Annotated in this window: 20 protein-coding genes; 9 read left to right on the plus strand and 11 right to left on the minus strand. The window is 59.3% G+C overall.

The features are described 5' to 3' along the window. Positions 1-100: 100 nt before the first annotated feature. The 3 genes from HW556_RS09020 to topA form a co-directional block, all read right to left on the minus strand. Entirely contained in the window at positions 101-799 is a 699-nt protein-coding gene (locus HW556_RS09020; RefSeq protein ID WP_176899700.1) for an SIR2 family NAD-dependent protein deacylase, read from the minus strand. Between the two features lie 48 nt (positions 800-847). After that, on the minus strand, positions 848-1,729 hold the full coding sequence (locus tag HW556_RS09025) for a DUF4846 domain-containing protein (protein ID WP_218136890.1): 882 nt from the start codon (positions 1,727-1,729) through the stop codon (positions 848-850). A 284-nt stretch (positions 1,730-2,013) separates the two neighbouring features. Beyond that, positions 2,014-4,524, minus strand: coding sequence for a type I DNA topoisomerase (gene topA, locus HW556_RS09030; protein ID WP_176899701.1), 2,511 nt, complete (start codon positions 4,522-4,524; stop codon positions 2,014-2,016). 377 nt (positions 4,525-4,901) lie between these two features. On the opposite strand from topA, the gene HW556_RS09035 reads away from it, so the two are divergent. The 7 genes from HW556_RS09035 (at position 4,902) to HW556_RS09065 (ending at position 13,969) form a co-directional block, all read left to right on the plus strand. Continuing rightward, positions 4,902-8,660, plus strand: a complete 3,759-nt coding sequence (locus HW556_RS09035; protein ID WP_176899702.1) for a HAMP domain-containing protein — start codon at positions 4,902-4,904, stop codon at positions 8,658-8,660. A 53-nt stretch (positions 8,661-8,713) separates the two neighbouring features. Continuing rightward, positions 8,714-9,214 (plus strand): chemotaxis protein CheW, encoded by a 501-nt coding sequence (locus tag HW556_RS09040; RefSeq protein ID WP_176899703.1) that lies wholly within the window; start codon positions 8,714-8,716, stop codon positions 9,212-9,214. Positions 9,215-9,291: 77 nt separating this feature from the next. Then, the gene (locus HW556_RS09045) at positions 9,292-9,654 is read left to right on the plus strand and encodes a response regulator (RefSeq protein WP_019948088.1); all 363 of its coding nucleotides are present in this window, start codon (positions 9,292-9,294) and stop codon (positions 9,652-9,654) included. Between the two features lie 288 nt (positions 9,655-9,942). Continuing rightward, entirely contained in the window at positions 9,943-11,580 is a 1,638-nt protein-coding gene (locus HW556_RS09050; protein WP_176899704.1) for a chemotaxis protein CheA, read from the plus strand. A gap of 57 nt (positions 11,581-11,637) precedes the next feature. After that, positions 11,638-12,276 carry a chemotaxis protein CheC gene (locus HW556_RS09055; protein ID WP_246289577.1) on the plus strand — a complete coding sequence of 213 codons (639 nt, stop codon included), beginning with the start codon at positions 11,638-11,640 and terminating at the stop codon, positions 12,274-12,276. Positions 12,277-12,449: 173 nt separating this feature from the next. Beyond that, on the plus strand, positions 12,450-13,538 hold the full coding sequence (locus HW556_RS09060; protein ID WP_176899705.1) for an agmatinase family protein: 1,089 nt from the start codon (positions 12,450-12,452) through the stop codon (positions 13,536-13,538). 95 nt (positions 13,539-13,633) lie between these two features. Beyond that, entirely contained in the window at positions 13,634-13,969 is a 336-nt protein-coding gene (locus HW556_RS09065) for a phage holin family protein (RefSeq protein WP_176899706.1), read from the plus strand. Positions 13,970-14,160: 191 nt separating this feature from the next. Here HW556_RS09065 and HW556_RS09070 read toward each other — a convergent pair whose 3' ends face one another. From HW556_RS09070 to HW556_RS09085, 4 genes are all read right to left on the minus strand, one after another. Further along, positions 14,161-15,009: a DUF4349 domain-containing protein gene (locus HW556_RS09070; RefSeq protein ID WP_176899707.1), complete on the minus strand. Its 849-nt coding sequence runs from the start codon at positions 15,007-15,009 to the stop codon at positions 14,161-14,163. A 157-nt stretch (positions 15,010-15,166) separates the two neighbouring features. Continuing rightward, positions 15,167-16,471 carry a UDP-N-acetylglucosamine 1-carboxyvinyltransferase gene (gene murA, locus HW556_RS09075; RefSeq protein ID WP_176899708.1) on the minus strand — a complete coding sequence of 435 codons (1,305 nt, stop codon included), beginning with the start codon at positions 16,469-16,471 and terminating at the stop codon, positions 15,167-15,169. A 122-nt stretch (positions 16,472-16,593) separates the two neighbouring features. After that, positions 16,594-17,319: a DUF4290 domain-containing protein gene (locus tag HW556_RS09080; protein WP_176899709.1), complete on the minus strand. Its 726-nt coding sequence runs from the start codon at positions 17,317-17,319 to the stop codon at positions 16,594-16,596. A gap of 177 nt (positions 17,320-17,496) precedes the next feature. Next, the gene (locus tag HW556_RS09085) at positions 17,497-19,758 is read right to left on the minus strand and encodes an ATP-dependent helicase (RefSeq protein WP_176899710.1); all 2,262 of its coding nucleotides are present in this window, start codon (positions 19,756-19,758) and stop codon (positions 17,497-17,499) included. 96 nt (positions 19,759-19,854) lie between these two features. Here HW556_RS09085 and HW556_RS09090 point away from each other — a divergent pair, with 96 nt between their 5' ends. Both HW556_RS09090 and HW556_RS09095 read left to right on the plus strand, forming a co-directional pair. Further along, complete coding sequence (locus HW556_RS09090) at positions 19,855-21,000, plus strand: glycosyltransferase family 4 protein (protein WP_176899711.1); 1,146 nt, start codon at positions 19,855-19,857, stop codon at positions 20,998-21,000. Between the two features lie 58 nt (positions 21,001-21,058). Beyond that, positions 21,059-21,637 carry a DUF3109 family protein gene (locus HW556_RS09095; protein WP_176899712.1) on the plus strand — a complete coding sequence of 193 codons (579 nt, stop codon included), beginning with the start codon at positions 21,059-21,061 and terminating at the stop codon, positions 21,635-21,637. A 94-nt stretch (positions 21,638-21,731) separates the two neighbouring features. Here HW556_RS09095 and accC read toward each other — a convergent pair whose 3' ends face one another. From accC to HW556_RS09115, 4 genes are all read right to left on the minus strand, one after another. Then, positions 21,732-23,081, minus strand: coding sequence for an acetyl-CoA carboxylase biotin carboxylase subunit (accC, locus tag HW556_RS09100; protein WP_176899713.1), 1,350 nt, complete (start codon positions 23,079-23,081; stop codon positions 21,732-21,734). Positions 23,082-23,192: 111 nt separating this feature from the next. After that, positions 23,193-23,678, minus strand: coding sequence for an acetyl-CoA carboxylase biotin carboxyl carrier protein (gene accB, locus HW556_RS09105; RefSeq protein ID WP_176899714.1), 486 nt, complete (start codon positions 23,676-23,678; stop codon positions 23,193-23,195). 41 nt (positions 23,679-23,719) lie between these two features. Next, positions 23,720-24,283, minus strand: coding sequence for an elongation factor P (gene efp / locus HW556_RS09110; RefSeq protein ID WP_116942825.1), 564 nt, complete (start codon positions 24,281-24,283; stop codon positions 23,720-23,722). A gap of 91 nt (positions 24,284-24,374) precedes the next feature. Beyond that, complete coding sequence (locus tag HW556_RS09115) at positions 24,375-25,388, minus strand: beta-ketoacyl-ACP synthase III (protein WP_176899715.1); 1,014 nt, start codon at positions 25,386-25,388, stop codon at positions 24,375-24,377. Positions 25,389-25,457 lie beyond the last annotated feature (69 nt).

The raw sequence follows: 25,457 nt of genomic DNA on the forward strand, positions 1-25,457 counted from the left end.
CACATTGCTCCCAGACTTTAAAATTATATATATTTTATACGATATATGAGTTTGCATCTAATTTTATTCGTGACAGGCCTACTCATATGTTATATAGCTGCTACTCATCTGCCAGCTCCTGCCGCAACTCGCGGGCCACGTGGGGCAATCCAGTAGTGGCAGGCTCCGTGATGAAGTGCAGCCGTGGGCGGGAGGCTACCGGGGGCCGGCTAGGGTCAATAACGTAGATGGGCGCGTTGCGGGGCACGTAATCGACGAGGCCGGCCGCCGGGTACACCTGCAGCGAAGTGCCCACCACCAGCAGCAAGTCGGCGGTTTCTACTTCCTCCATGGCTACCTCCATCATGGGCACAGCCTCACCAAACCACACAATGTTGGGTCGTAGCTGGTAGCCCTGCGCGCAGTTCTCGCCCAGCTGAATCCGGTCGCCGCTCATCGGGTACACCAGCTCCTCGTGGCGCGAGCTACGGCTCTCGAACAGCTTGCCGTGCAGGTGCAGCACCCTGGTCGAGCCGGCCCGCTCATGCAAATCGTCCACGTTCTGGGTAATTACCACTACCTCAAACTGGTCTTCCAGTCCGGCCAGGGCCAGGTGGCCGGCATTGGGTTGGGCAGCGCGGGCCGCAGCCCGGCGCTGGTTGTAAAAGTCGAGCACCAAAGCCGGGTTTTTGGCCCAGCCCTCGGGCGTGGCTACGTCCTCAATGCGGTGGCCCTCCCAAAGGCCGTCGGAGCCCCGGAACGTGGCCAGTCCGCTTTCCGCCGATATGCCGGCACCAGTTAAGGCTACAATCTTCTTCATAATACGTGATGATGGAGTAGGGGAGTAATGCTGTATAGATGGGTTGGATTACTCAAACCGGCGCAGTTCAGTTTTTCTGAATGTCCATTCCGGCGTGCTCACGCGCTCCTGTTGCGGGTCGAGGTAGAACCACGCACCCAGGCCGGTTTCGTCCCAGAGGTTGGTAAGCACGTGCATCTGCTGGGCGGGCATGTAGCTCTGGGCCAGCAATACCAGCCGGCGGCCGGTAGCGGGCTGCACGGCTACATCGAGCACTAGCACAGCGTGGCCCGGCGAGCCTCCCCGAATGAGCACGTCGCCGGCCTGCACCTGCGCCAGGGGTGTTGGCTGCAACTCTTTGCTCAGCGAAAGCGTGCCGGCATAGGTAAAAATCTGGTTGAGGTAGCGGCGGAAGTTGGGGTGGCTGGGCGCTTCGGCGGGCCGGGCGGCGGGCAGCACGTCGTCGCCCTTCACCGCAAAGCCCCGGCCCGAATACCAGTCTTTGAAACCAACGTCGTCGCCGCTGGTGAGGTGGAAGTGCACCTGATCGGGGTTCTGGCTGAACAGGTACTCGGCCCGCAACCGGATGACGGCGTCGGCACATTGCTGCAGGTCGCGTTGGCCCACGTCGAGGTCGAGTACGGCGGCGTGCACATCCTGGCGGTCTTTGGGCTGGCCATTGTAGAGTTTCACGGGTGTGCCGGCCGGCAGCAGCGGCAGATACCGCAGCCATTGCCCAAACGAGCCGGCGGCCACCGCCACGCGCTGGTAGCCGGCAGGCGGCGCAAACCGGGCGGCCACCGTCTGGCTGGGCTGGTAGCGGCCGGCCGGCAGCCAGGAATATACGCTGGGGGCAGGTGGTGGCGCAGGGGCATCGGCCGCGGCGGTAGTCGGCGGCTCAGCAGCAGGCCCACCAGCCACCGGGTCGGGGCTGGTGCAGCTCAGCAGCAAAGGAAGCAGTAGGGAAGCGCTTATTCGCAAGGGACCGGGTTTTGGGAATGATAATCGGAAACGCGGCTGCAGATTACATATTTGACGGCTCACCCACAAAAAAAGCTCCGGCCACTGGCCGGAGCTTTATAAGAGCTGCTGAAACTGTTTGGAAACTCAGTAATGCCAATGAGACCGTCATGCTGAGCACAGTCGAAGCATGACGATCTTTTGACTTTGTAAACAGCTTTGATAACGTTCTGCTTGGCTCGTTCGCCACCGCTGACAAGCCAGGAGGCCTATGCCTATTCTGCCTTCTTGGCAGCTGGTTTTTTGGCAGCTGGTTTCTTGGCCGTCGTAGTGCCGGTTGCTTTCTTGGCCGGTGCCTTTTTCTTGGCGGCTGGTTTTTTGGCCGGCGCTTTTTTCTTGGCCGGCGTGTCAGTTTTTTCCTCGGCCGCGGGAGCCGCCTTCTTGGCAAAGCGGCCACCGCGGGCCGGCTTGTCGGGAGTGGCTTCGGCCAGTTCCAGGCAGCGCTCCAGCGTCAGCTCGGTCGGTTCTTCGCCCTTCGGAATTTTTACGTTCTTCTTGCCCGCTACAATGTATGGCCCGAAACGGCCGTTGAGGACCTGAATATCAGGGTTTTCGGGGAAGGACTTGATGAGTCGCTCGGCGTCGGCCTTGCGCTTAGCCTCAATCAACTCCACGCCCTCGTCGCCCGTGATGGTGTGCGGGTCCTGGTCTTTGCGCAGCGAGTAGAACTTGCTGTCGTGGCGGATATAGGGGCCGAAGCGGCCGAGAGCAGCCGTCATGCTCTTCTCCTCAAACTCGCCCACTACCCGGGGCAGCTTAAACAGGTCGAGGGCTTCTTCAATAGTCAGGCTCTCGATGAACTGGCCTTTGCGCAGGCTGGCATAAACTGGCTTTTCGTCTTCGGGCGCGCCTTCCAGCGGCTCAATCTGCACGTAGGGGCCGTAGCGGCCGAGGCGGGCGGTCAGCTTCTGGCCCGTTTCGGGGTGCAGGCCGATTTCGCGGGTGCTGCCCAGCGTGCTGCGCTCAATTTCCTCACCCAACTCCACAGTTTTGTGGAAAGGCGTGTAGAAGCCGCTCAACATGTCGGTCCAGTTGTCGAGTCCGTCGGCAATGCGGTCGAACTCGTCCTCTACCTTGGCCGTGAACTGGAAGTCGACAATGGCCGGGAAGTGCTCGACCAGGAAGTCGGTGACCACCATGGCCACGTCGGTCGGGAACAGCTTGGCCTTGTCGGCGCCGTAGGTTTCAGTTTTGATTTCCGTTTTCACCTGCTTCCCGTCCAGCGTCAGCACATGAAACTTACGCTCCTTGCCGTCGCGCGAGTCCTTTTCCACATAGCCGCGCTTCTGAATGGTGCTGATGGTTGGGGCGTAGGTGGAAGGCCGGCCGATGCCCATTTCCTCCAGCTTCTTCACCAGCGAAGCCTCCGTGAAACGAGCGGCGGGCGAGGCATACCGCTCGGTGGCCGTAAACTGCTGCAGCGGCAGCTGCTGGCCCACACTCAGCGGCGGCAGCCCCCGCGAAAACGACGATTCGGCCGGCTCGTCGCTATCCTGCTCGTCGTCATCTTTGCTTTCAGTGTAGGCCTTCAGAAAACCCTCGAAGGTGATAACCTCGCCGCTGGCCGTGAGTGTAACGCCCGGCTGGGTGCTGATGCCAATAGTGGCCACGGTGCGCTCAATCACTGCATCAGCCATTTGCGAGGCCATGGCCCGCTTGCGGATGAGGTCGTAGAGGCGCTGCTCCTGCGAGTCGGAGCCAGCTTTGAGCAGCGTGAAATCGGTGGGGCGGATGGCTTCGTGGGCTTCCTGAGCCGAGGCCGACTTGGTTTTAAAGTGACGCGTATGCGCATACTCGGCACCATAAGCGCCGGTAATAGCGGCTTTGGCGGCCGCAATGGCATCTTCCGACAGGTTAAGCGAGTCGGTACGCATGTAGCTGATGCGGCCGGCTTCGTAAAGTTTCTGGGCCACGCTCATCGTTTGGGCCACCGAGAAGCCGAGTTTGCGCGAGGCTTCCTGCTGCAGCGTGGAGGTGGTAAAGGGCGGCGCGGGCGTGCGCTTGCCGGGCTTCTGCTCCAAGTTCTGAATGGCATAATCGGCGCCTACGCAACGGGCCAGGAAGGCCTCGGCTTCAGCGCGGGTCTTGTAGCGGGTGGGCAATTCGGCTTCGAGCACTGCCCCCCGGCCGGCATCAAAACGGGCCACTATCCGATAGGCCGAAGTCACGGTAAAACCGCTGATTTCCCGCTCCCGGTCGACCACCAGCCGCACGGCCACGCTCTGTACCCGCCCCGCCGAAAGGCCGGCCTTCACTTTTTTCCAGAGCACCGGGCTCAACTCGAAGCCTACCAGCCGGTCGAGCACCCGGCGGGCCTGCTGGGCATTCACCAGGTTTAGGTCGATTTCGCGCGGGTTCTCAATGGCTTTAAGAATGGCCGTCTTGGTAATTTCGCGGAATACGATGCGCCGCGTCTTCTCACTGTTCAGGTTCAGCGTTTCGGCTAAGTGCCAGCTGATGGCTTCGCCCTCGCGGTCATCGTCACTGGCCAACCACACGATTTCGGCTTCCTTAGCCAATTTCTTTAACTGACTGATAATGTCGCGCTTATCGGCTGAAACGACGTAGGTAGGCTTGAAGCCGTTGGCAATATCAATAGCGTTATTGTCTTTGGGCAGGTCGCGGACATGCCCAAAGGACGAGCGCACGACGAAGTCTTTGCCGAGGTATCCCTCGATGGTTTTTGCTTTGGCAGGCGACTCGACGATAACTAAATTTTTGACCATAGGGTGGGGGGAAGCGGAGCGGGTGTGAACTAGGAAACGGGTTGGCCCGCGCAAAAGTTGAATTTTGCCGCAAAGATGCTGCAATAATCCGCCCCCTTCCTAACCGCCTCCCAATATGCGGGAAGGCTGCTCTCCTTATATATAGGAGTAAGTGAGGGCGACGGCGGCCAGCATGCCGGGCTAGCAGGTTGGTGGCTAGCCGCTAAGCCTCACCTGGCAGTGTTAAAGCAGAAACATGCAGACTTTTTATGCCGGATACCGGAATGAGGTATGGCCGAATCGGCAGTTCTGCTACCTTTGTTGGCTAAGAAATCCCATCCTGGCAGTTTTGTTTGCGCTCAGCCCCTGCTGCGCGGATTTGGTTACTCTTCCTTCCTATGGCTTCAGCAAAGACGTCCCAATCCACCAGTCCGGCCACCACGACCCCGGACACCGTTACTGCAAAGGTTCCCGGCGCCGCCGTGCAACCGGTCCGCAGTGACCACACGCGTAAAAAAGGAGCCGAGGATTCCCGCCAATTATCAACTAAGAGTTCCGATTCGGATTATATCAACGACCAGCTCAACCGGGTGCTCTACGCACTCGATGCCTTCAAGAAGGGCGACGTGAGCGTGCGACTGACCAAGCAGAACGACGACATCTTCGCCGAAATAGCGGAGGCCTACAACTCGATGGTTGATATGATTGCCGGCGTGGGCGGCGAGGTGTCGCGCATTTCGAAGGTAGCCGGCGTGGAGGGCAACCTCAAGGCCCGCGCTTCGGTCGAAAACGCGGCGGGCTTCTGGCGCGACATGATCAACAACATCAACGGCCTCGTGGACAGCATCGCCGTGCCGGTGCTCGAAGTGGGCAAGGTGCTCAAGAACATCAGCCGCGGCAACCTCGACGAGACGTTCCAGATTCCGGTTTCGGGCGACTTCAAAGTGATGGCCGAAACCATCAACAAGACCATCGACAACCTGAACCTGTTTGCCGGCGAAGTAACCCGCGTGGCCCAGGAAGTAGGCACCGAGGGCAAGCTCGGTGGCCAGGCCTCCGTGCCCAACGTGGGCGGCGTGTGGAAAGACCTGACGGACAACGTGAACACGATGGCTAGCAACCTGACGAGTCAGGTGCGCGACATTGCCAACGTAGCCACGGCCGTAGCCAAAGGCGACCTGAGCCAGAAAATCACTGTCGATGTAAAAGGTGAGCTGCTTGATCTGAAGCAGAACCTGAACCAGATGGTGGACTCGCTCAACCTGTTTGCTGGCGAAGTAACCCGTGTGGCCCAGGAAGTAGGCACCGAGGGCAAGCTTGGCGGCCAAGCCAGCGTGCCCAACGTAGCCGGCACCTGGAAAGAGCTGACGGACAACGTGAACACGATGGCCAGCAACCTGACGAGTCAGGTGCGCGACATTGCCAACGTGGCCACGGCCGTAGCCAAAGGCGACCTGACGCAGAAGATGACCGTGGACGTGAAGGGCGAAATCCTGGAGCTCAAGGACATCCTCAACCAGATGGTGGACTCGCTCAACATCTTCGGCGACGAAGTAACCCGGGTGGCCCGCGAGGTAGGCACCGAGGGCAAGCTCGGCGGCCAAGCCTCCGTGCCTAACGTAGGCGGTACTTGGAAAGAGCTGACGGACAACGTGAACACGATGGCCAGCAACCTGACGAGTCAGGTACGCGACATTGCCAACGTAGCCACGGCCGTAGCTAAAGGCGACCTGACGCAGAAGATGACTGTGGACGTGAAGGGCGAAATCCTGGAGCTCAAGGACATCCTCAACCAGATGGTGGACTCGCTGAACGTATTTGCCGGCGAAGTAACCCGCGTGGCCCGCGAAGTAGGTACCGAGGGTATTCTGGGTGGCCAGGCCAACGTGCCGAGCGTTTCGGGCACTTGGAAAGACCTGACGGACAACGTGAACACGATGGCCAGCAACCTGACGAGTCAGGTGCGCGACATTGCCAATGTGGCCACGGCCGTAGCTAAAGGCGACTTGAGCCAGAAAGTATCGGTTGATGTAAAAGGCGAGCTTTTCCAGCTCAAGGAAAACCTCAACCAGATGGTGGACTCGCTCAACACCTTCGGTGATGAGGTAACCCGGGTGGCCCGCGAAGTAGGCACCGAAGGTCGCCTCGGCGGCCAGGCCAACGTGCCCAACGTGCGTGGTACCTGGAAAGACCTGACCGACAACGTAAACTTCATGGCCGCCTCACTTACGAGCCAGGTACGTGACATTGCCAACGTAACCTCGGCCGTAGCCCGGGGTGACTTGAGCCAGAAAGTATCGGTAGATGTAAAAGGCGAGCTGCTCGACCTCAAGGACAACATCAACCAGATGGTGGACTCGCTGAACGTGTTTGCCGGTGAGGTGACCCGGGTGGCCCAGGAAGTGGGCACCGAAGGCCGCCTCGGCGGCCAGGCCAACGTGCCCAACGTGGATGGCGTGTGGAAACAGCTGACCGACAACGTAAACACCATGGCCGCCAACCTCACCACCCAGGTGCGGGGCCTTGTGAAAGTAGTGACGGCCGTAAGCCAGGGCGACCTGACCCAGAAGCTGACGCTGGGCGCCCAAGGCGAAGTGGCCGACCTGGCCGACACCATCAACCGCATGGTGGACGACCTTAACCGCTTGGCCGTGGAAGTAAGCCGGGTAGCCAAAGTGGCCGGCGTGGAGGGCAAGCTCACCGAGCGGGCCACCGTAACCGACGTGTCGGGCTCGTGGAAAGAACTCGTGGACACGCTCAACGCCCTTATCGAATCTATTGCCTCGCCGGTGCTCGAAGTGAGCCGCGTGGTACGGGCCATTTCGGAAGGCGACCTGCAGCAGCGGGCCGAAATAGAAACCACCGGCGACATCCGGGCCATGGCCGACGCCCTGAACCTGGCCGTTGACAACCTCAACGAGCTGTTGGGCGAAATCAACGAATCGTCGCAGATTGTGGGCGAGTCGTCGGAGGAGATGGTGGAGAAGGGACAGGCCATGAGCCAGGTAACGGCCGATGTGGCCCGCGCCATGCAGCAAATGGCCGAAGGCGCCCAGAACCAGGCTCTCAAGACCGACCAGGCCTTCAAGCTGATCGAAGAAATCATGCAAGCCACCAAGGAAACTGCTGGTAAAGCCGATGTCGGCATTAAGGCGGCTATCCTCGGTGAGCAGACCTCGCAGCTGGGCCTGAAAACGGTGGCCGAAGTGGTAAAGAACATGGAGGAAATCAGCTCGGCCGCTGCCCAGACTTCGAAAACCATCGAGGTGCTAAGTACGCGCTCGGGCGAAATCAGCAAGTCGCTGGGCGTAATCACCGATATTGCTTCCCAGACCAACCTGCTGGCCCTGAACGCCGCCATTGAGGCCGCCCGGGCCGGGGAAGCCGGCCGCGGCTTTGCCGTAGTAGCCGAAGAAATCCGGAAGCTGGCCGAAGGCTCGCGCAAATCAGCCAGCGAAATTGCTACGCTGGTAGAGGACGTTCGGAAGGACACCACCTCGGCCGCTACCGCCATCAGCACCATGGAAGGCCGGGTACTCAAGGGCAAGAACGCCACCTTCGAGGCCAGTTCGGCCTTTAAGAACATTGCCACCAGCAGCGGCGAAACCCTGCGCACCAGCCGCGACATCCTCACGGCCACCGAAATTCAGAAAACGAGTATCGGCGACGTGGTGAAGTACGTGGAGGAAGTGGTAGCCATTGCCGAGCAGACGGCCTCGGGCACCCAGCAGGTGGCCGGTACCGCCAAGCAGCTCTCTACCAGTATGCAGGAGCTGACCACCAGCAGCCAGAACCTGACCGACATTGCCGACGACCTGCAGCTTGGTCTTTCGGCCTTCCAGCTGATGGAATACCTGGAGCCCGAGCCGGAACCCGAGCCCATCCGCCGACGCCTGATGCGCCGGCCTGCGGCGGCCGCCGCCCCGGTTGCGGCTCCGGCCGCCGCCGCACCGCGCCGGCCGCGCCGCGCCGTGCCTACGCCTGCCCCCGCCGCCGAGCCTACACCTGAGCGTCGGCCAATCCGCCGAGCTGTTGCCCGTCCTGCAGCCGCTACTCCGGCTGCCGCGGCCAAGGCCCCCAGCAAAGCCGTTACTCCGGCAGCCAAGGCGAAACCGGCTGCGAAGTCTGCTAAAAGCAAGGCCGGTAAGGGAAAATAGAAGTGCGCCTTCTGGTAATCTGATTGCCCAATACCAACCACTCCGTACAACTGATGCCCGCTCCCGATAAATCTGCCGCGCCCGACCCGATTATTCAGCTTATCGTTTTTCGATTGGGGCACGAGGAGTACGCCATCCGGATCGAGCAGGTGAAGGAGGTAACGCTTACGCCTGATATTGCGCGCATGCCCAAAACACCCTCGTTCGTGAAGGGTATTGCCAATTTGCGCGGTGATATTATTGCCGTCATCGATCTGGAGGAGCGGTTTCAGTTACGTGAAGCCACCGAGGAACTGGCTGCCCACACCTACACCATGGCCATCGAAGCCAAAGATTACACCATTGGCATCGTGGTGCGCGAGGTTCCTCAGCCATTGTCGGTGCCGCAGTCGGCCATCGAGCAAACGCCCGAATTCATTCAGGAGGCCAACATTCACGATAAATACATCGAGGGCATCGCCCGCATCAACGACCGGATAATTGTGGTGCTCGACATGCTGAAACTGCTTACCCCCGCCGAAATTATGCAGTTGTCCACTACGGCGGCATCTTAGCCTCGTAGTCGCCGTACAACGGGCCAAGCCTGCCCTTTGGCTAGGCCTTGCACTCTCACTTCGCATTTCTCTTCCCCATGAAAAACCGCATTCTCATCGTCGACGACTCGTTCTACATGCGCACGATGCTCAAGAATATGCTCACCGATGCCGGCTACGAAGTAGTTGGTGAGGCCGCCAACGGTCAGCAGGCCCTGGAAATGGCCATCGAAACCAAGCCCGACCTGATTACGCTCGACGTAATTCTGCCCGACAACACCGGCCTCGACGTACTGCGCGGCATCCGCCAGGAGCAGCCCGATGTGAAAGTGGTGATGTGCTCGGCCGTAGGCCAGGAAGTTATCGTGAACGAAGCACTGGAAAGTGGTGCCTCGGCGTACATCGTGAAGCCTTTCTCGGAGGAAAAAGTACTCGAAATCGTGGGCAACGCCCTGCAATAAGCAGGAGATAGTTGAAGGAGCGTCATGCTGAGCGCAGCCGAAGCATCTCTACCGTAACGCTAACTCTGCCGTTTGGTGAGTTTGTGATGAAGTAGTAGAGATGCTTCGCCTCGGGCCCTGGCTCTATGCGCCACATTCAGCATAACGTCCTTATGCCTGTTGACTTATAAATAGCTTCACTCGTGTCGTTTTCCCCGTCCGTACTTTTTGTCCTCGTTGGCAGTCCCCGCCTGATTGGTGAGGGTGGCCGGGCGTGCGTGGCGGGCAGTTTACAACTTTCGTGGCGCGATGAGTAACCGGGAACAGGAGTACCGCGAGCTGTTTATGGCCGAGGCGTTGGAATACTACGACGCCATGAGCCGGCACATCAGCGAGTTGGAGCGTGATCCGGCCGATGAACAGGCCCTGCGGGAGCTGTTCCGGCTCATGCACAATCTTAAGTCGAACGCCCGGGCCATGGGCTACACCAGCATCGGTGAGGCGGCCCACCAGATGGAAACCGTGTTTGGCCAGCTGCGCGACGGGGAGGCCACTTTTACGGGCAGCATGGTGCCGGTGCTGTTTGGCGGAATTGATACACTCGGTGAGCTGATCCGGGCCGTGGGGCAGGAGCAGGAACTGCCCGATATCCAGCGTCTGCTCGACAACCTCGATCGGCTGACCCGCGGCGAAGAGCCCAACCTCGATGATGAGGAAGCTGACGACGAAGAGGACGTCAGCCGCAAGCTGGAGCTTTCCGACCTAGTGTATATTCAGGTGCGCAAGCTCGACCACCTGATGAACCTGATGGGCGAGCTGATTATTGACCGGGACCGGATTCTAACGCTGAGCCGCGAAATAAACACCCCCGCCCTGACGGCCGCCGCCGCCCACTTCTCGCGCATCGCCGACGAACTGCAGTACAGCATCATGGACGCCCGCCTGGTAGGGGTGGGGTCCTTGTTCAGTAAGTTTCCGCGGGTGGTGCGCGACGTGGCTACTGCCGAAGGCAAGGAAGTAAATCTGACGCTGCAGGGCGAAGACATTCAGATTGACCGCAATATCCTGCAGATTATCACCGATGCGCTGCTGCACTTGGTACGCAACGCTATTGCCCACGGCCTCGAAACGGCCGCCGAGCGCGAGGCCGCCGGTAAGCCGGCACAGGGCCAGCTCACGCTGCTGGCCCAGGCCGAGCGCGATGATGTGCTGGTACAGGTACAGGACGACGGCCGGGGAATTGACGTGGAAAAGGTGCGCCGTAAAGCCGTGGAACGCGGCTTGGTAACGCGGGCCGCTGCCGCCCAACTGAACGACGCTGCTGTGCGGGCCTTTCTGCTGGAGCCCGGCTTTTCGATGGCAAAGGAGGTAACCGAAATTTCGGGCCGTGGCGTGGGACTTGATGTAGTGAAACTGGCCATCGACTCGTTGGGTGGACAGCTACGCGTTGACTCAGTACTGGGCGAAGGCACCACTTTTACGCTGGTGCTGCCTACTTCTATTGCCGTGAAGGGGGCGCTGCTGTTCGAACTCGACGAGCGCAGCTACGCCCTGCCCCTTATGCACACCGATTCGGTGGTGTCGCTGATGCCTAATAGCTTCAGCGTAGTGGGTGGGGTGTTTCTTACGCGCCTCCAGGACGAAAACGTGCCCGTGGTATCGTTGCGCGAACTGTTGCACCTTACCGGCGACCAGCCGCTAACCCCAGCCCGCAAATCGACGCTGCAGGGTCGCCAGGACATCATTATTGTCAACTACAACAACCGCCGGCTTGGCCTTATCGTCGACCGGTTTTTACGCCAGCAGGACATTGTGGTGAAAGCCATGAGCAAGCCGCTGGACATCATTGATCTGTTTGGGGGCGTAACGCTGCTCGGCAGCGGGCAGGTGTGCCTGGTGCTCGATGTGCCAGCCTTAACCCGACTCTTTTTAGCCAAACGGCCATAACTCTCGTATTGCAGTCTGGCCGGTTGCCCTTGCAACCTGCCCTTTCACCTGAACCCTATGGAATTGCACATGACGGAACTGGAGCGCGACATTATTCGCGAAATCCTGAACATCGGTCTAGCCCGCGCCGCCGACTCGTTTGCGGTGGTAGCCCAGGAGAAAGTACTACTCGAAGTGCCCAACCTCGATATTGTATCGGGACGGAGCATCCTCGAAAAAGTAAACGACCTGCAGGCCGGCCACGTAGTCATTCAGTCCGATATCCGGGGCGACTTCAACGGCACTACGCTCATGTTTTTCTCGGGCCAGCATGTGCAGCGCCTTTCGCGGGTTTGCCTGCGCATGCAAACCTCCGACTCGGTCGCCATCGACGATATGCAGGAGTCGCTGCTGCTCGAAATCAGCAACATCATCACTGGCGCGTTGGTCACGCAGCTGGCCAACATCCTAAAGGCGCGCATTTACGGGGCCCCGCCTGCCCATCCGCAGGGCGATATGAATGCCGCACTGCGTAGCCTGCTGCACGACAACCCGATGGTGCAGCCGCTTATCTTTTCGGTGATAACCCAGTTTTCGGACAAGGATAATTCGGTGGAACTGCCGCTTATGATATTCTTCGACCGCGAAACCTTTGAGAAGATTATCGGCATCATTCGCACGTACGACTTTATGGGCGGCCACCAGTTCGGCGACTAGGTGCACCTTTTAAACGCCATGCTGCCGTAGAGTAAAAATCCGTTTGGCGATGGGCCGGACGAGTTCCTTTGCGGGATACTCGCTTCGCCCATTGCCAAACGGATTTTCGTTCTACGGGCATTTAGCGCCGGCCTTTGTACCTTCTGCCTTCACGCTTCAACCTGTAATCTGCTATGGCTAACGCTGCCTCCTCCTTTAAAGAAAAGCTTGCTAGCTTCGATCCTAATGCCCTCGCCGATGCCGCCGGTGGTCTTTTTGGGCTTCCGTTTACGCCCGAGGAAGCTCAGGTAGTGGTCGTGCCCGTACCTTGGGAAGTCACCGTGTCGTACCGTGCTGGTACTGCCCAGGGGCCCGAGGCCATACACACCGCCTCGCTGCAGGTTGACCTCTACGACCCCGACCTGCCCGACGCCTGGCGTATGGGGCTGGCCATGGAAGAGCCCGATGCCGCCATTGCAGCCGAAAGCGAAGAGTTGCGCCCGCTGGCCGAAGGTTATATAGGCTGGCTTGAGGAAGGCCAGCCCGAAGCGGGCCACGCCGAGCACGCCCCCAGTGCCGAACGCATCAACCAGCGTGGGCAGGCCTTGCTGGAGTGGCTTAAGGCCAAAACCGGCGCCCTGCTCGACGCCGGCAAGGGCGTAGTGGTGCTGGGCGGCGACCATAGCACGCCGCTGGGCTATCTGCACGCGCTGGCCCAGCGCCACGAGGAGTTCGGTATTCTGCAGATTGATGCCCACTGCGACCTGCGGCCCGCCTACGAGGGCTTCGAGTTTTCGCACGCCTCTATCATGTACAATGCCTTGCAACTGCCGCAGGTGAAGAAACTGGTGCAGGTGGGTATCCGCGACTATTGCCAGCAGGAGGCCGACTACATCGACCAGAGCAACGGCCGCGTGGCCCTGTTCGCCGACCGTTTTCTGCAGGCCGAAATGCTGGGCGGTAAGTCGTGGAAAAAGGAGTGTAAGAAGATCATTGCCCAACTGCCTCAGAAGGTCTACCTGAGCTTTGATATCGACGGACTCGACCCCAAGCTCTGCCCCGGCACTGGCACGCCCGTGCCCGGCGGCCTCGAGTTCGAGCAGGCCGTGTACCTGCTGCGCATGGTAGTGCGCTCGGGCCGTACCATTATCGGCTGCGACCTGAACGAAGTGGCCCCCGGCGACACCGAGTGGAACGCCATTGTAGGCGCGCGCCTGCTCTACCACATGGCCAACTGGATGGCCGTTTCGCAGGGCCGCCTGAAAGCCCGTGCCGTAGAATAGGGCTTGGGCCCCGGCAACTGAAAAGGCAGGGGCTCGTATGGTATTCAACTCCCTGAATACTGTACTTCTCTCACTCCAATCACTCTTTCTGCCCTATGAGCTTCATTCTCAAATTCATTCTCTCGGCCATCGTCACGTATTTGCTGGCTACCTTTCTGCCTGGCGCTTACATTCGGGGCTTCACCGATGCTATGATTCTGGTGGTGGTGTTGGCTGTTCTAAACGCGGTGGTAAAACCCATCCTGCAAATTATCGGGCTACCTATTACCATCCTCACGTTGGGCCTGTTTCTGTTCGTCATCAACGCGCTTATTATCATGTTAGCCAGCTACCTGATGGCCGGTTTCGAGATTAATGGATTCCTCTCGGCGCTGCTGTTCAGCATTGTACTTTCGCTGGCCAACTCGGTAGTTGATCTGGTAGTCGACTAACGTCAAGCTCACCTATTTCTCTGCAAGCAGAATGCCCCGCCGACTTTCGTTGGCGGGGCATTCTGCTTGCAGAGAAATACGTATCCGGCTGTTTTATGCTAGCTGCGCCGATAAGGATAGCCCCCACATGATACTGGCGCTACTATAAGCGAGCTTCCAGGCAGCCGCGGCGGCTTGTGGCTGGCAGTGGATTATTTGGACTTTTGAGGCCGACGTTGGCGCCAGGTTCGCCAGCCTGCCACTAGCGCGGCAGCCAGCAGCAGCAGCGGCCAAGCCGCAACGAGGCCCAGCATAAGGTTGGTGAGGAGTTCCCAGCCGCTGTAGAAGGAGGCCAGCAGGCGGCTGCCAAAAGAGAGTACGGGCGCATCGGGCCGGCGCTGGCTAAGCTCCTGGTAATAAGTAAGGGTGATGGTAGAGTAGGCCACTTCGTCGTTGAGGGTGCGCAGGCGACTTTGGGTGGACTCAATTTCCTCACGGATTTCGCCCACCTGTTCCTCAATCTCTAGCATGTCCGACACTTTATTAGCCTTCTTGAGCAACTCCAAGTACCGTTGCTCCAGGGCTCGTTTGGCCGCCAGCCGGGCCGTTACGTCGGCGTGCTGGGTGGTTACGTCGTCGGTCGAAAGCTGCTTAAACTCCACTGTGCCCAGCCGGCCCAAACCGCCCAGCAGGGTCCGGAAGCGGGCCGGCACCACGCGTATCTTCATCTCGTGGCGCCACTGACCATCCTCACGCTCTTCCGAAGCTTCTTGCACGTAGGCTCCGAGGGCTCTGGTGAGGCTATCCATGTGCTGGTTAGTGCGGGGCAGGTCGTCCACTTTCACCCGCACTTCGGCATGGTAAACTAGCTTGCGGTTGGCGGCCGGCGCAGCATATATGGGAATGTAGTTTGAGGAGGAGGAAGGTGGCGCATAGGAAAGACTTGGGGCCTCCATCAGTTCTGATACGGCCAGCATTTTGTCCTGGGTAGCTTCTTCGCCTTGGTTGCAGGAGCCCAGCCCAGCCACCAGTACCAACGAGAGCAGAATTGGGATGCGCATAACCAGAAAGGATAAAAGGTGGCCCCATCGCCTCGTGTCGCCCGCACAGTTACTCAACGTAGTGGCTTTGATTCCTGGTATGCATCATAGCCCAAAACAGCACCGCCCGGCTTCTGCAAGCAGAAACCGGGCGGTGGATATAGCAAATCAGATGCGCTTACAGCCGCCGAATCTGGGCCCCGAGGGCAATGAGGCGCTGGTCAATGTGCTGGTAGCCGCGGTCGATCTGCTCCACGTTCTCGATTACGCTCCGGCCCTCGGCCGAGAGGGCCGCAATGAGCAGCGCCACCCCGGCCCGGATATCGGGTGAACTCATGGTGATGCCATGCAGGCGCTTTTGGTGGTTAAGTCCGATGACAGTAGCCCGGTGCGGGTCGCAGAGAATCACCTGCGCCCCCATATCAATGAGCTTATCGACGAAGAACAGGCGCGACTCGAACATCTTCTGATGGATGAGTACCGTGCCTTTGGCCTGGGTGGCCACTACCAGCACAATGCTCAGCAAATCGGGTGTAAAGCCAGGCCAGGTGTGGTCGGAAATCGTCAGGATGCTACCGTCGAGGTAGGTATCAATCTCATAGTGTTGCTGGGCCGGAATATAAATGTCGTCGCCCCGGAATTCGAGTTTGATGCCCAGCTTACGGAACGTGTCGGGGATAAGGCCTAATTCGGCAATCTGGCAGTCCTTAATGGTGATTTCGGAGCCCGTCATGGCCGCCAGACCGATAAAGGAGCCGATTTCGATCATGTCGGGCAGCATGCGGTGCTCAGTGCCACCCAGGTGCTCCACGCCATCAATAGTGAGCAGGTTAGAGCCGATGCCGTTGATTTTCGCGCCCATGCGCACCAGCATTTTGCAGAGCTGCTGCAGGTATGGTTCGCAAGCGGCATTGTAAACGGTGGTGGTGCCCGAGGCCAGTACGGCGGCCATCACGATGTTGGCCGTGCCCGTTACGGAGGCTTCGTCGAGCATCATGTAAGCACCGGTCAGGCCATTTTCCGCCTTGATGCGGTAGAAGTCCTTTCCTTCAAGCGTGAGCTTGCCGCCCAGCTTTTCGAGGCCCAGAAAGTGCGTGTCCATCGGCCGGCGGCCGATTTTGTCGCCGCCCGGCTTGGGCAGCTGGCAGCGCCCAAAGCGGGCCAGCATGGGACCCAGAATCATGACGGAGCCCCGCAACGCCCCAGCCTGAGCGATGAACTCCGGCGTATCGAGGTAGGCCAGATTCACGTTATCGGCCTGGAACAGGTAGGAGTCCGAACTCAGCTTGCCTACTTTCACGCCCAAATCGCGCAGCAGCTCGATGAGCTTGTTCACGTCGCGGATATCGGGCACATTGCTGATAGTAACCGGCTCGCTGGTCAGCAGCACGGCACACAAAATCTGCAGCGCCTCGTTTTTTGCGCCCTGAGGCACGATTTCACCATGCAGCGGCTTACCGCCAATTACTTCAAAAGAGGCCATGTGTTAAGCTATTAGCCGACAGTTGCTAGCTGTTAGCTTGATGTTCTATACTGAATTGGTAGGAGCCAAGCATTGAAAAAAGCTATTAGCTAACAGCTGTCAGCTGTCAGCTCCACAAAACCCTACTGCGGGGGTTGCTGGGGCTCGTTGCGGTTTTTACGGCCGCCGCGGCGCTGCTTGTCGCGCCGGTTGCCGCCACCGCTGTTACCGCCACTGCCGCTGCGCCGGTTGCCGCCGCCGTCGCGCTCCTGCCGGGGCTGGGGCACAATGAAGGGCGCTGGCCGGCCGCCGGAAGTCACGAACTCAAACAGGTTTTCGTTCTGCACCCGGTCGGGGTCGAGGCTCAACTCGCCGCCCGACAGCTCGCGCAGGTGCTTGATAATGGTGAGGTCCTTGGCGTTTTCCTTGTTGTGGGAGCGGTACAGGAACTTCATGGTGCGGCCGATGATGATGGTGGCCTGCTCGCGCTCGGTGGCATCTTCCAACGTCAGGGCCTGGGCCACGAGCTGCTCCACGGCCTGGCCGTAGGCCCGGAATTTGGGGCCTTTGGCGGGGTAGGCGAGGCGCTTGGGCGGCCCCAGGTTCACCTGAGCGGCCAGCGTGAAGGGCGCATCCACGTCCAGCTCGCCGTCAGCCATTTCAAATACGTGGTTCCAGACTTTGGCCTGGCTGTCGGGTTGGTCGCGCAGCGCGGGTTGCAGGCGGAAGATGAGCTGCACGATTTGCTGAGCCCGGCGGGTGCGCTCGGCGCGGTCCTCGATACCGGCCAACTGCTGCACGAGCTGAAAGGTGCTCTGGCCGTATTCGCGCTGGAGCAGCTCGTGTTTATGAAGAGAGGGGAGGGTCATGAAAATAGTATTCGAAGGGTCAAATATACGCCAAACCTCGCCTCTTTGGGTATCTGCTTTGTACAGAAACCGGTTGGGCAAGGTCGGCCGGCAGCAGCAAGGGCCACTGGGGCGGTGCTGTGCTTCCTTAAAGTAACGTAAAGAAGCGCAGGATAGCCAGAAAGCAACAGTACCGGGCTAGTGCACCCGTAGCTTGGCGAAGCTCAGCAGCAACGTTTTCTCGCCCACTTCCTCAAACTGGATAATGGCTTTGGTGGAACCCTGCACGGTTTCGAGGCTGGTTACTTTGCCGAAGCCGAACTTGGGATGCTCCACCCGCTGACCGGCTTCCAGCTTGCTCGTGTCGGAAGGCACAAAGTCGGCGGGGGCCACGTACTTGGTGGCGGCGTTCTTGCGGGGCGGCGGGGGTACGAGGTTGGAGCGGCGCTCAAATACGTGGCCGAATGGCGACTCGCCCGGTCCGGCGCGGTCGGGCCCGGGGCCAGCCGAGAACTTGAAGTCGACGTACTTCGGGTCGATTTCGTCCAGGAAACGGCTTTTCTCGCAGCTGCGTAGGTTGCCCCACTGGTAGCGCGAGGTGGCGTAGCTCAGCGTTAGCTTCTTCTCGGCCCGCGTGATGGCCACGTAGAATAGCCGGCGTTCCTCCTCCAAATCGGCCCGCGAGGTAATCATCATCTGGCTCGGAAACAGGTTTTCCTCCAAGCCCACGATGTAGACGTTGCGGAATTCCAGGCCCTTGGCCGAGTGAATGGTCATCATAGTCACCTGCTCGCCTTCCCGGGCCGCGTCCTTGAGGTCCGAGTCCGTCACCAGGGCAATATCCTGCAGGAAAGAACCGAGGGTTTTGTCTTCGCGCTCTGGGTCTTCCACGAAGGCTTTAATGCCGTTGAGCAATTCCTGGATGTTCTCGTAACGGCTCAGACCCTCAATGCTCTTGTCGGCGTACAGTTCCTCAATCATGCCCGAGTTCTTGGCAATGAACTTGGCGGCCTCAAACGCATCTTCCTTGGCCGCCACGGTGGTGTAGGCCTTTATTTTCTCTGAGAAATCGACAATCGGGTTGGCCGTGCGGGTGGGCAGAAACTTATCGGCGTTGCTGACGACCTCCCAAATGGTGTGGTTGGCTTCCTCGGCCGCGTTGATGAGCTTGGCCAGCGTCGTGTCGCCGATGCCGCGCTTGGGGTAGTTGATGACTCGGCGTAACGCCTGCTCGTCGTTGGGGTTCACCGTGAGGCGCAAGTAGGCTACCAAATCCTTGATTTCCTTGCGCTGGTAGAAGCTCAGGCCGCCCACAATTTTGTACCGGATGCCGAGCTTGCGCAGGGCCTCTTCCATAGCCCGGCTCTGCGCATTTGTGCGGTACAGAATGGCGAAATTGTCGTAGGACAGATGTTGGTTCATCTTATCCTCATAGATGCTCTGAGCCACCAGCTTGCCCTCTTCATTGTCGGAAGAAGCCTTGAATACCTCAATCAGCGGGCCTTCCTCGTTGTCGGAAAACACGTCTTTGCGCAGCTGGGCCTGGTTGTTTTTGATAACCGAGTTGGCCGCCTTCACGATGTTCTGGGTGGAGCGGTAGTTCTGCTCCAGCTTGAACACCTGCAGCTCGGGATAGTCCTTCTCGAAGTTGAGAATGTTCTGAATATCGGCGCCCCGGAAGGCGTAGATGCTTTGCGCATCATCGCCCACCACGCAAATGTTGCGCTCCTTGGCCGCCAGCTTGCGGGCAATCAGGTACTGCGAGTAGTTGGTGTCCTGGTACTCGTCCACCATCACGTACCGGAACATGTTCTGGTACTTGTTCAGCACGTCGGGGTGGTCCTTGAAAAGTACGTTAGTCTGGTACAGCAGGTCGTCGAAATCCATGGCCCCGGCCTTGAAGCAGCGGTTGGCGTACTGCTGGTAAATCACGCCCAGCTTGGGCCGCATGGCCGCCTCATCGTCCTGCTTGATTACCGGGTCCTGGAGGTACTGCTGCACCGAAATGAGCTTGTTCTTGGCCCCCGAAATCCGACTCAGCACCATGTTGGGCTTGTACATCTTATCGTCCAGCTCCAGCTCCTTGAGAATCTGGCCGATTAGGGTTTTGGAGTCCTGGGTATCATAAATAGTGAACGAGCGGGGGTAGCCAATTTTATCGGCCTCGGAGCGTAGAATGCGGGCAAACACGCTGTGGAAGGTGCCCATCCACAGGTTTTTAGCTTCGGGGCCGACCACCTTCTCGATGCGGGCGCGCATCTCCTTGGCGGCCTTATTGGTGAAGGTGAGGGCCAGAATATTGAACGGGTTGACCTGTTGTTCGAGCAGGTTGGCGATGCGGTAGGTGAGCACCCGGGTTTTGCCCGAGCCGGCGCCGGCAATAATCATGCAGGGGCCTTCAATCTGCATCACGGCAGCGGCCTGCGAGGGGTTCAGTAGCGCGTTATAATCGAGTCCCATATTCGGTAGTCAGCAGCGGAAAACTAAGGCAGTTGGCTTGTTAGCAAAGGTAAGGCTTTCGGACGGGGGATGGAAATGGCCGCGTACCTTCGTGCCATGAACGCCACTGCCCGCGCCCCGTTTCCGCTCTCCATCCTGTGCCTGTCGGAGAGCTGGGGCGGGCTGGAGCTGAACACGGCCCGGTTTGCGGGCTGGATGCAGGCGCGGGGCTGGCCGGTGCAGGTGATAACCTGCACTAACTCGCCGCTGGCCGCCCGCGCCGCCGAGCTGGGCGTAACTGTCGTAACCCTCGGAAACCCCTGGAAAGCCCTCGATGTGCCGGCTGCCGGCCGGCTGGCCGCAGCGTTGCGGGCGTTCGGGACGCGGGCGCTGCTCATCAGCCGCAACGGCGACCTGGGCCTAGCTGTGCTCTGCCAGAAGCTGTTCCTGTCGAAGCTGCCCCTCCTATATCAGCAGCACATGCAGCTGGGCCTGGCCAAGCGCGGACTGGTGCATACGCTGCGCTACCGGGCGCTGGCGGCCTGGCTGGCCCCACTACCCGGCCTGGCCCGGCAGGTACTCGAAAAAACGCGTCTGGCACCCGAAAAGCTGTATATAGTGCCGCTGGGCGTCGAGCTGGAGAAGTTTGCCGACGAGCAGCTGACCACCGCCAAAGCCCGTCGCCGCCTGAATCTGACGCTACCCAAAGATGCCGTGCTACTGGGCCTCATCGGCCGTCTCGACGACGGTAAGGGCCAGGATTTTGTGGTGGAAGCACTCGCGGATTTGCGCACCCGGTTTCCGCAGTTGCACCTGCTGCTGGTAGGGGAGCCGACCCGCAACGAGGGCAATACTTACGCCGACGCATTGCAAGCCCGTATTCAGGCGCTGGGCCTGACCGACGTGGTACACCTTCGCGGCTTCACCCCCCAGCCCGAAGTAGCCTACCGCGCCCTCGATATTTCCATCACGGCTTCTGTAAACGAAACCTACGGCATGGTAACGATTGAGGCGCTGGCGGCGGGCCGACCCGTGCTGGGCGCGGCTGCCGGGGGTACCCGCGAGCTACTCGACGACAACCGCACCGGCCTGCTGTTCGAGCTGCGCGACTACGCCTCCTTCAGGGCAGCGGTGGCCCGGCTGCTGCAGGAGCCCGGCCTGATGGAGCGCCTGGGCCGGCAGGGGCAGCAGGAGGTATTTGCCACGTACTCGCACCACCGCCAGTGCGAGCTGACGGAACAAATCCTCTGGTCGGTGGGGTAATTGCGGGTATCTTTGCGGTGGAGTTTCCTGCGGACCTCCGCCAGAAACCAACCAGCGCATGATCCAGATTCAAAACACCATTATCTCCGACGATATTCGGGACAACTTCTTTGTCTGCAACCTCGAAGCCTGCAAGGGCGCGTGCTGCGTGGAGGGCGACCTGGGCGCGCCCCTGGAGCCCGAGGAGCTGGACATCCTCAACCAGGAGTACGAGAACATCAAACCCTTCCTAACCGACGCCGGCCGCGCCGCCATCGAGCAGCAGGGGCGCTACATCAAAGACTGGGAGGGCGACTTCAGCACCACCACCATCAACGACCGGGAGTGTGCCTACGCCCTCTACGACGAGCGTGGCATCCTTAAGTGCGGCATCGAGCAGGCCTACCTGGCTGGGGCCACCAGCTTCAAAAAGCCTATCAGCTGCCATCTGTACCCCATCCGCATCACGAAGTACGATGGCTTCGAGGCCCTCAACTATGACCGGTGGACTATCTGCTCGCCCGCTTGCTCGTTTGGGGCCAGCCTGGGCGTGCGCATCTACCAATTCCTCAAGGAGCCGCTGATTCGTAAGTACGGTGAGGAGTGGTACGGCGAGCTGGTAACGGAAATCGAGCAGGGGGGAGGGAAGGAACGGTAGGATAACCCGCATTCAGGTTCGCTCAAACGCAAGCTGGGCTGCTTCATGCAAGTGAAGCAGCCCAGCTTTTTACTGCGGTGGGTAGCTGTGTTGGTTACTGCAGTTGCGAAAAGTCAAAGGAGTCTTCCAGGAATTTGGTCGTGAAGTCGCCGGCTTTGAACAGCTCGTTGTCCATCAGGGCCAAGTGGAAGGGGATGGTCGTCTTCACGCCCTCTACCACAAACTCGCTCAGGGCGCGCTTCATTTTCACGATGCACTCCTCGCGGCTCTGGGCTACGGTAATGAGCTTGGCAATCATCGAGTCGTAGTTGGGCGGAATCTGGTAGCCCGCATACACGTGCGTATCTACCCGTACGCCGTGGCCGCCCGGAATATGCAGGGTCGTGATTTTGCCGGGCGAAGGCCGGAAGTTGTTGGCGGGATCTTCGGCGTTGATGCGGCACTCCATGGCGTGCATCTGCGGGAAGTAGTTGGCGCCCGAAATCGGGATACCAGCCGCCACCTTTATCTGCTCCTTGATGAGGTCGTAGTTCACCACTTCCTCCGTCACGGGATGCTCCACCTGAATGCGGGTGTTCATCTCCATGAAGTAGAAGTCGCGGTTTTTGTCCACCAGAAACTCAATGGTGCCCACGCCCTCGTAGCCGATAGCCGAAGCGCCGGCAATGGCTGCCGCGCCCATCCGCTCGCGCAAATCATCGGTCATGAAGGGCGAGGGAGCTTCCTCCACCAGCTTCTGGTGGCGCCGCTGAATCGAGCAGTCGCGCTCCGAGAGGTGGCAGACGTGGCCGAACTGGTCGCCACAAATCTGAATTTCGATGTGGCGGGGCTCCACCACAAACTTCTCCAAGTACATGCCGTCGTTACCGAAAGCCGCTTTCGACTCGGTGCGGGCGTCGTTCCAGGCCTTCTCAAACTCGTCTTCCGAGTTGATGATGCGCATGCCGCGCCCGCCACCACCGGCCGTAGCCTTAATGATGACCGGGTACTTAATTTCGGCGGCAATCTGCTTGCCCTGCTCCACCGATTCGAGCAGACCCACCGAGCCAGGCACCACGGGTACACCGGCGGCAATCATAGTGGCTTTGGCCGAAGCCTTATCGCCCATGCGGTTGATCATGTCGGGCGAAGCGCCGATGAACTTGATGCCGTTTTCGTGGCACACGCGCGAGAATTCGGCGTTTTCGCTCAGGAACCCGTAGCCCGGGTGGATAGCGTCGGCGTTGGTGATTTCGGCGGCCGCAATCAGTGTCGGAATGCTCAGGTAGCTCTGGGCCGAGGGTGGTGGGCCAATGCACACGGCTTCGTCGGCGAAGCGTACGTGCAGGCTCTCCTTGTCGGCCGTTGAGTATACGGCCACCGTCTTGATGCCCATTTCCTTGCAGGTCCGTATCACGCGCAGCGCAATTTCGCCCCGGTTAGCAATCAGTATTTTTTTGAACACGGTTTGTCAATTAAAAATTAAAAGGGGAAAATCAAAAAGTTGAAAAAATGACATTGCCCGATAATCATGAGGTAAGTCATTTTTAACTTTTAATTCTTAATTTTTAATTGTCTAAACCGCTTCAATCAGAAACAGCGGCTGGTCGTACTCAACAGGCGAAGCGTTTTCCACCAGCGCCTTCACGATGCGACCTGACTGCTCGGCTTCGATTTCGTTGAAGAGCTTCATAGCCTCGATGATGCAGATAACCTGGCCTTTCTCCACCATATCACCTACCTGCACGAAAGCCGGCGTTTCGGGGGTGCTGCTGCGGTAGAACGTGCCAATCATCGGCGACTTCAGGGGCGTGGCGCTGCTAGCAGCCGGAGCGGGTGCTTCGGCGGCAACAGGAGCGGGAGCAGCAGCCGGAGCCGCCTGAACGGCAGCAGCTGGAGCAGGCGCCGGGGCATGCGCAGCAGCCGGAGCGGCCATCGTCACGGTTTTGGTGCTGGGGTCGCGCTGTACCGAAATTTTAAACTCTTCGGTTTCGATATTGACCTTGTTAAGGCCCGATTTGGCGATGAAATCAATCAGGTCCTGGAGTTCTTGGGCTTTCATGGCAGAGGGAGAAAGGGTAGCCGGTGGATGGTTGACGTGCGTTACTTAACCCGCTCTACGTAGCTGTAGTCGGCGGTTTTAATCCGAATCTTGGTGTCGGTATCAACGAATAGGGGTACCTGAATGCGTGCACCTGTCTCGACGGTGGCGGGCTTGAGCGTGTTGGTGGCCGTGTCGCCCTTCAGGCCGGGCTCGGTGTAGGTTACCACCAGCTCCACGGTAGTCGGCAGCTCGGCCGTGAGGGGCTGCTCGGTTTCGGCGTGGAACAGGATACCTACTTCCTGGCCCTCCTTCATCAAATCGGCGAAGGGCACCATGGCCTCGGGCAGCACCACCTGCTCAAAGGTTGCATTGTCCATGAACGTGAAACCGTAATCGTCTTTGAACAGGTATTGGTGGGGGCGCTGCTCCACGCGGGCCGTTTCAACTTTCACCCCCGCATTGAAGGTGTTATCGAGGGTGCGGCCGGTTTTGATGTTGCGCATTTTGGTGCGCACAAAAGCAGGGCCCTTACCAGGCTTTACGTGCTGAAATTCGGTGATGACGTGCAGCTCGTTGTTGTAGTTGATTACGAGCCCGTTGCGGAAATCTGCGGTGGTGGCCATTTTCTGAATTAAAAATTAAAAGGTAAAAATTGAGAGGGTTGAATTGACTAACTATCCCTTTTTGAGCGGGCAGCCAGCCAATTTTTGATTCTCAATTTTTAATTGTGCCGGCGGCACCATCGTATGCCCATTTCAGGTAGAGCGCGCCCCAGGTGAAGCCGCCACCGAAGGCGGCGATGATGAGGTTGTCGCCTTTGCGCAGCTGCTGCTCGTAGTCGGAGAGGCAGAGCGGAATGGTACCGTTGGTGGTGTTGCCGTAGCGGTGAATGTTGAGCATCACCTTCTGGGGACCGATACCCACGCGGTGGGCCGTGGCATCGATGATGCGCTTGTTGGCCTGATGAGGCACGAGCCAGTCGATGGTTTCGGCCGTGAGGCCGTTGCGCTCCGATACTTGGGCGGCTACGTCGGCCATGTTTTTTACGGCAAACTTGAACACGGCCGCACCTTCCTGATGCACGTAATGCTCCCGGTTGGCCACGGTTTCGGCCGAAGGAGGGCGACGCGAGCCCCCGGCTTTCTGGTGCAGGTACTGCTCGCCGTTGCCGTCGGAGTGCAGCTCCTGGTCGAGCAAACCTAGGCCCTCGTGGTTGGGTTCGAGCAAAACGGCCCCGGCTCCGTCGCCGAAGATGATGCAGGTGGAGCGGTCGGTGTAGTCGATGATGCTCGACATCTTGTCGGCCCCCACCACTACCACTTTTTTGTAGGTGCCGGTAGCAATGAATTGCGCCCCGGTGGCCAAGGCATACATAAAGCCCGAGCAGGCTGCCTGCATGTCGAAGCTGAATGACTTGGTGGCACCCACGGCGGCCGAAATAATGTTGGCCGTGGCCGGAAATACTAAATCGGGGGTAGTGGTGGCGCAGATGATCAGGTCAATGTCGGCGGCGGCCACACCGGTTTTAGCCAGCAGATTTTCCACTGCTTTCACGCCCATCACCGAGGTGCCCTGACCTTCGCCCTTCAGTATGTGCCGCTCCTGAATACCCGTGCGGCTCAATATCCACTCGTCAGTCGTATCAACCAAAGTTTCCAGTTCCTGGTTGGTGAGCACGTAGTCGGGCACGTAGGCACCCACCCCGGAAATGGCGGCGGTAATCTTCATGAGTGGAGCAAAGAGACAAGAGATACGGCCCGCAAAAAGTCCGGCCTCCCCAAAGGAAACCGGACGAAG

The sequence above is a fragment of the Hymenobacter terrestris genome (assembly GCF_013377905.1).
GTDB classification, from domain to species: domain Bacteria; phylum Bacteroidota; class Bacteroidia; order Cytophagales; family Hymenobacteraceae; genus Hymenobacter; species Hymenobacter terrestris.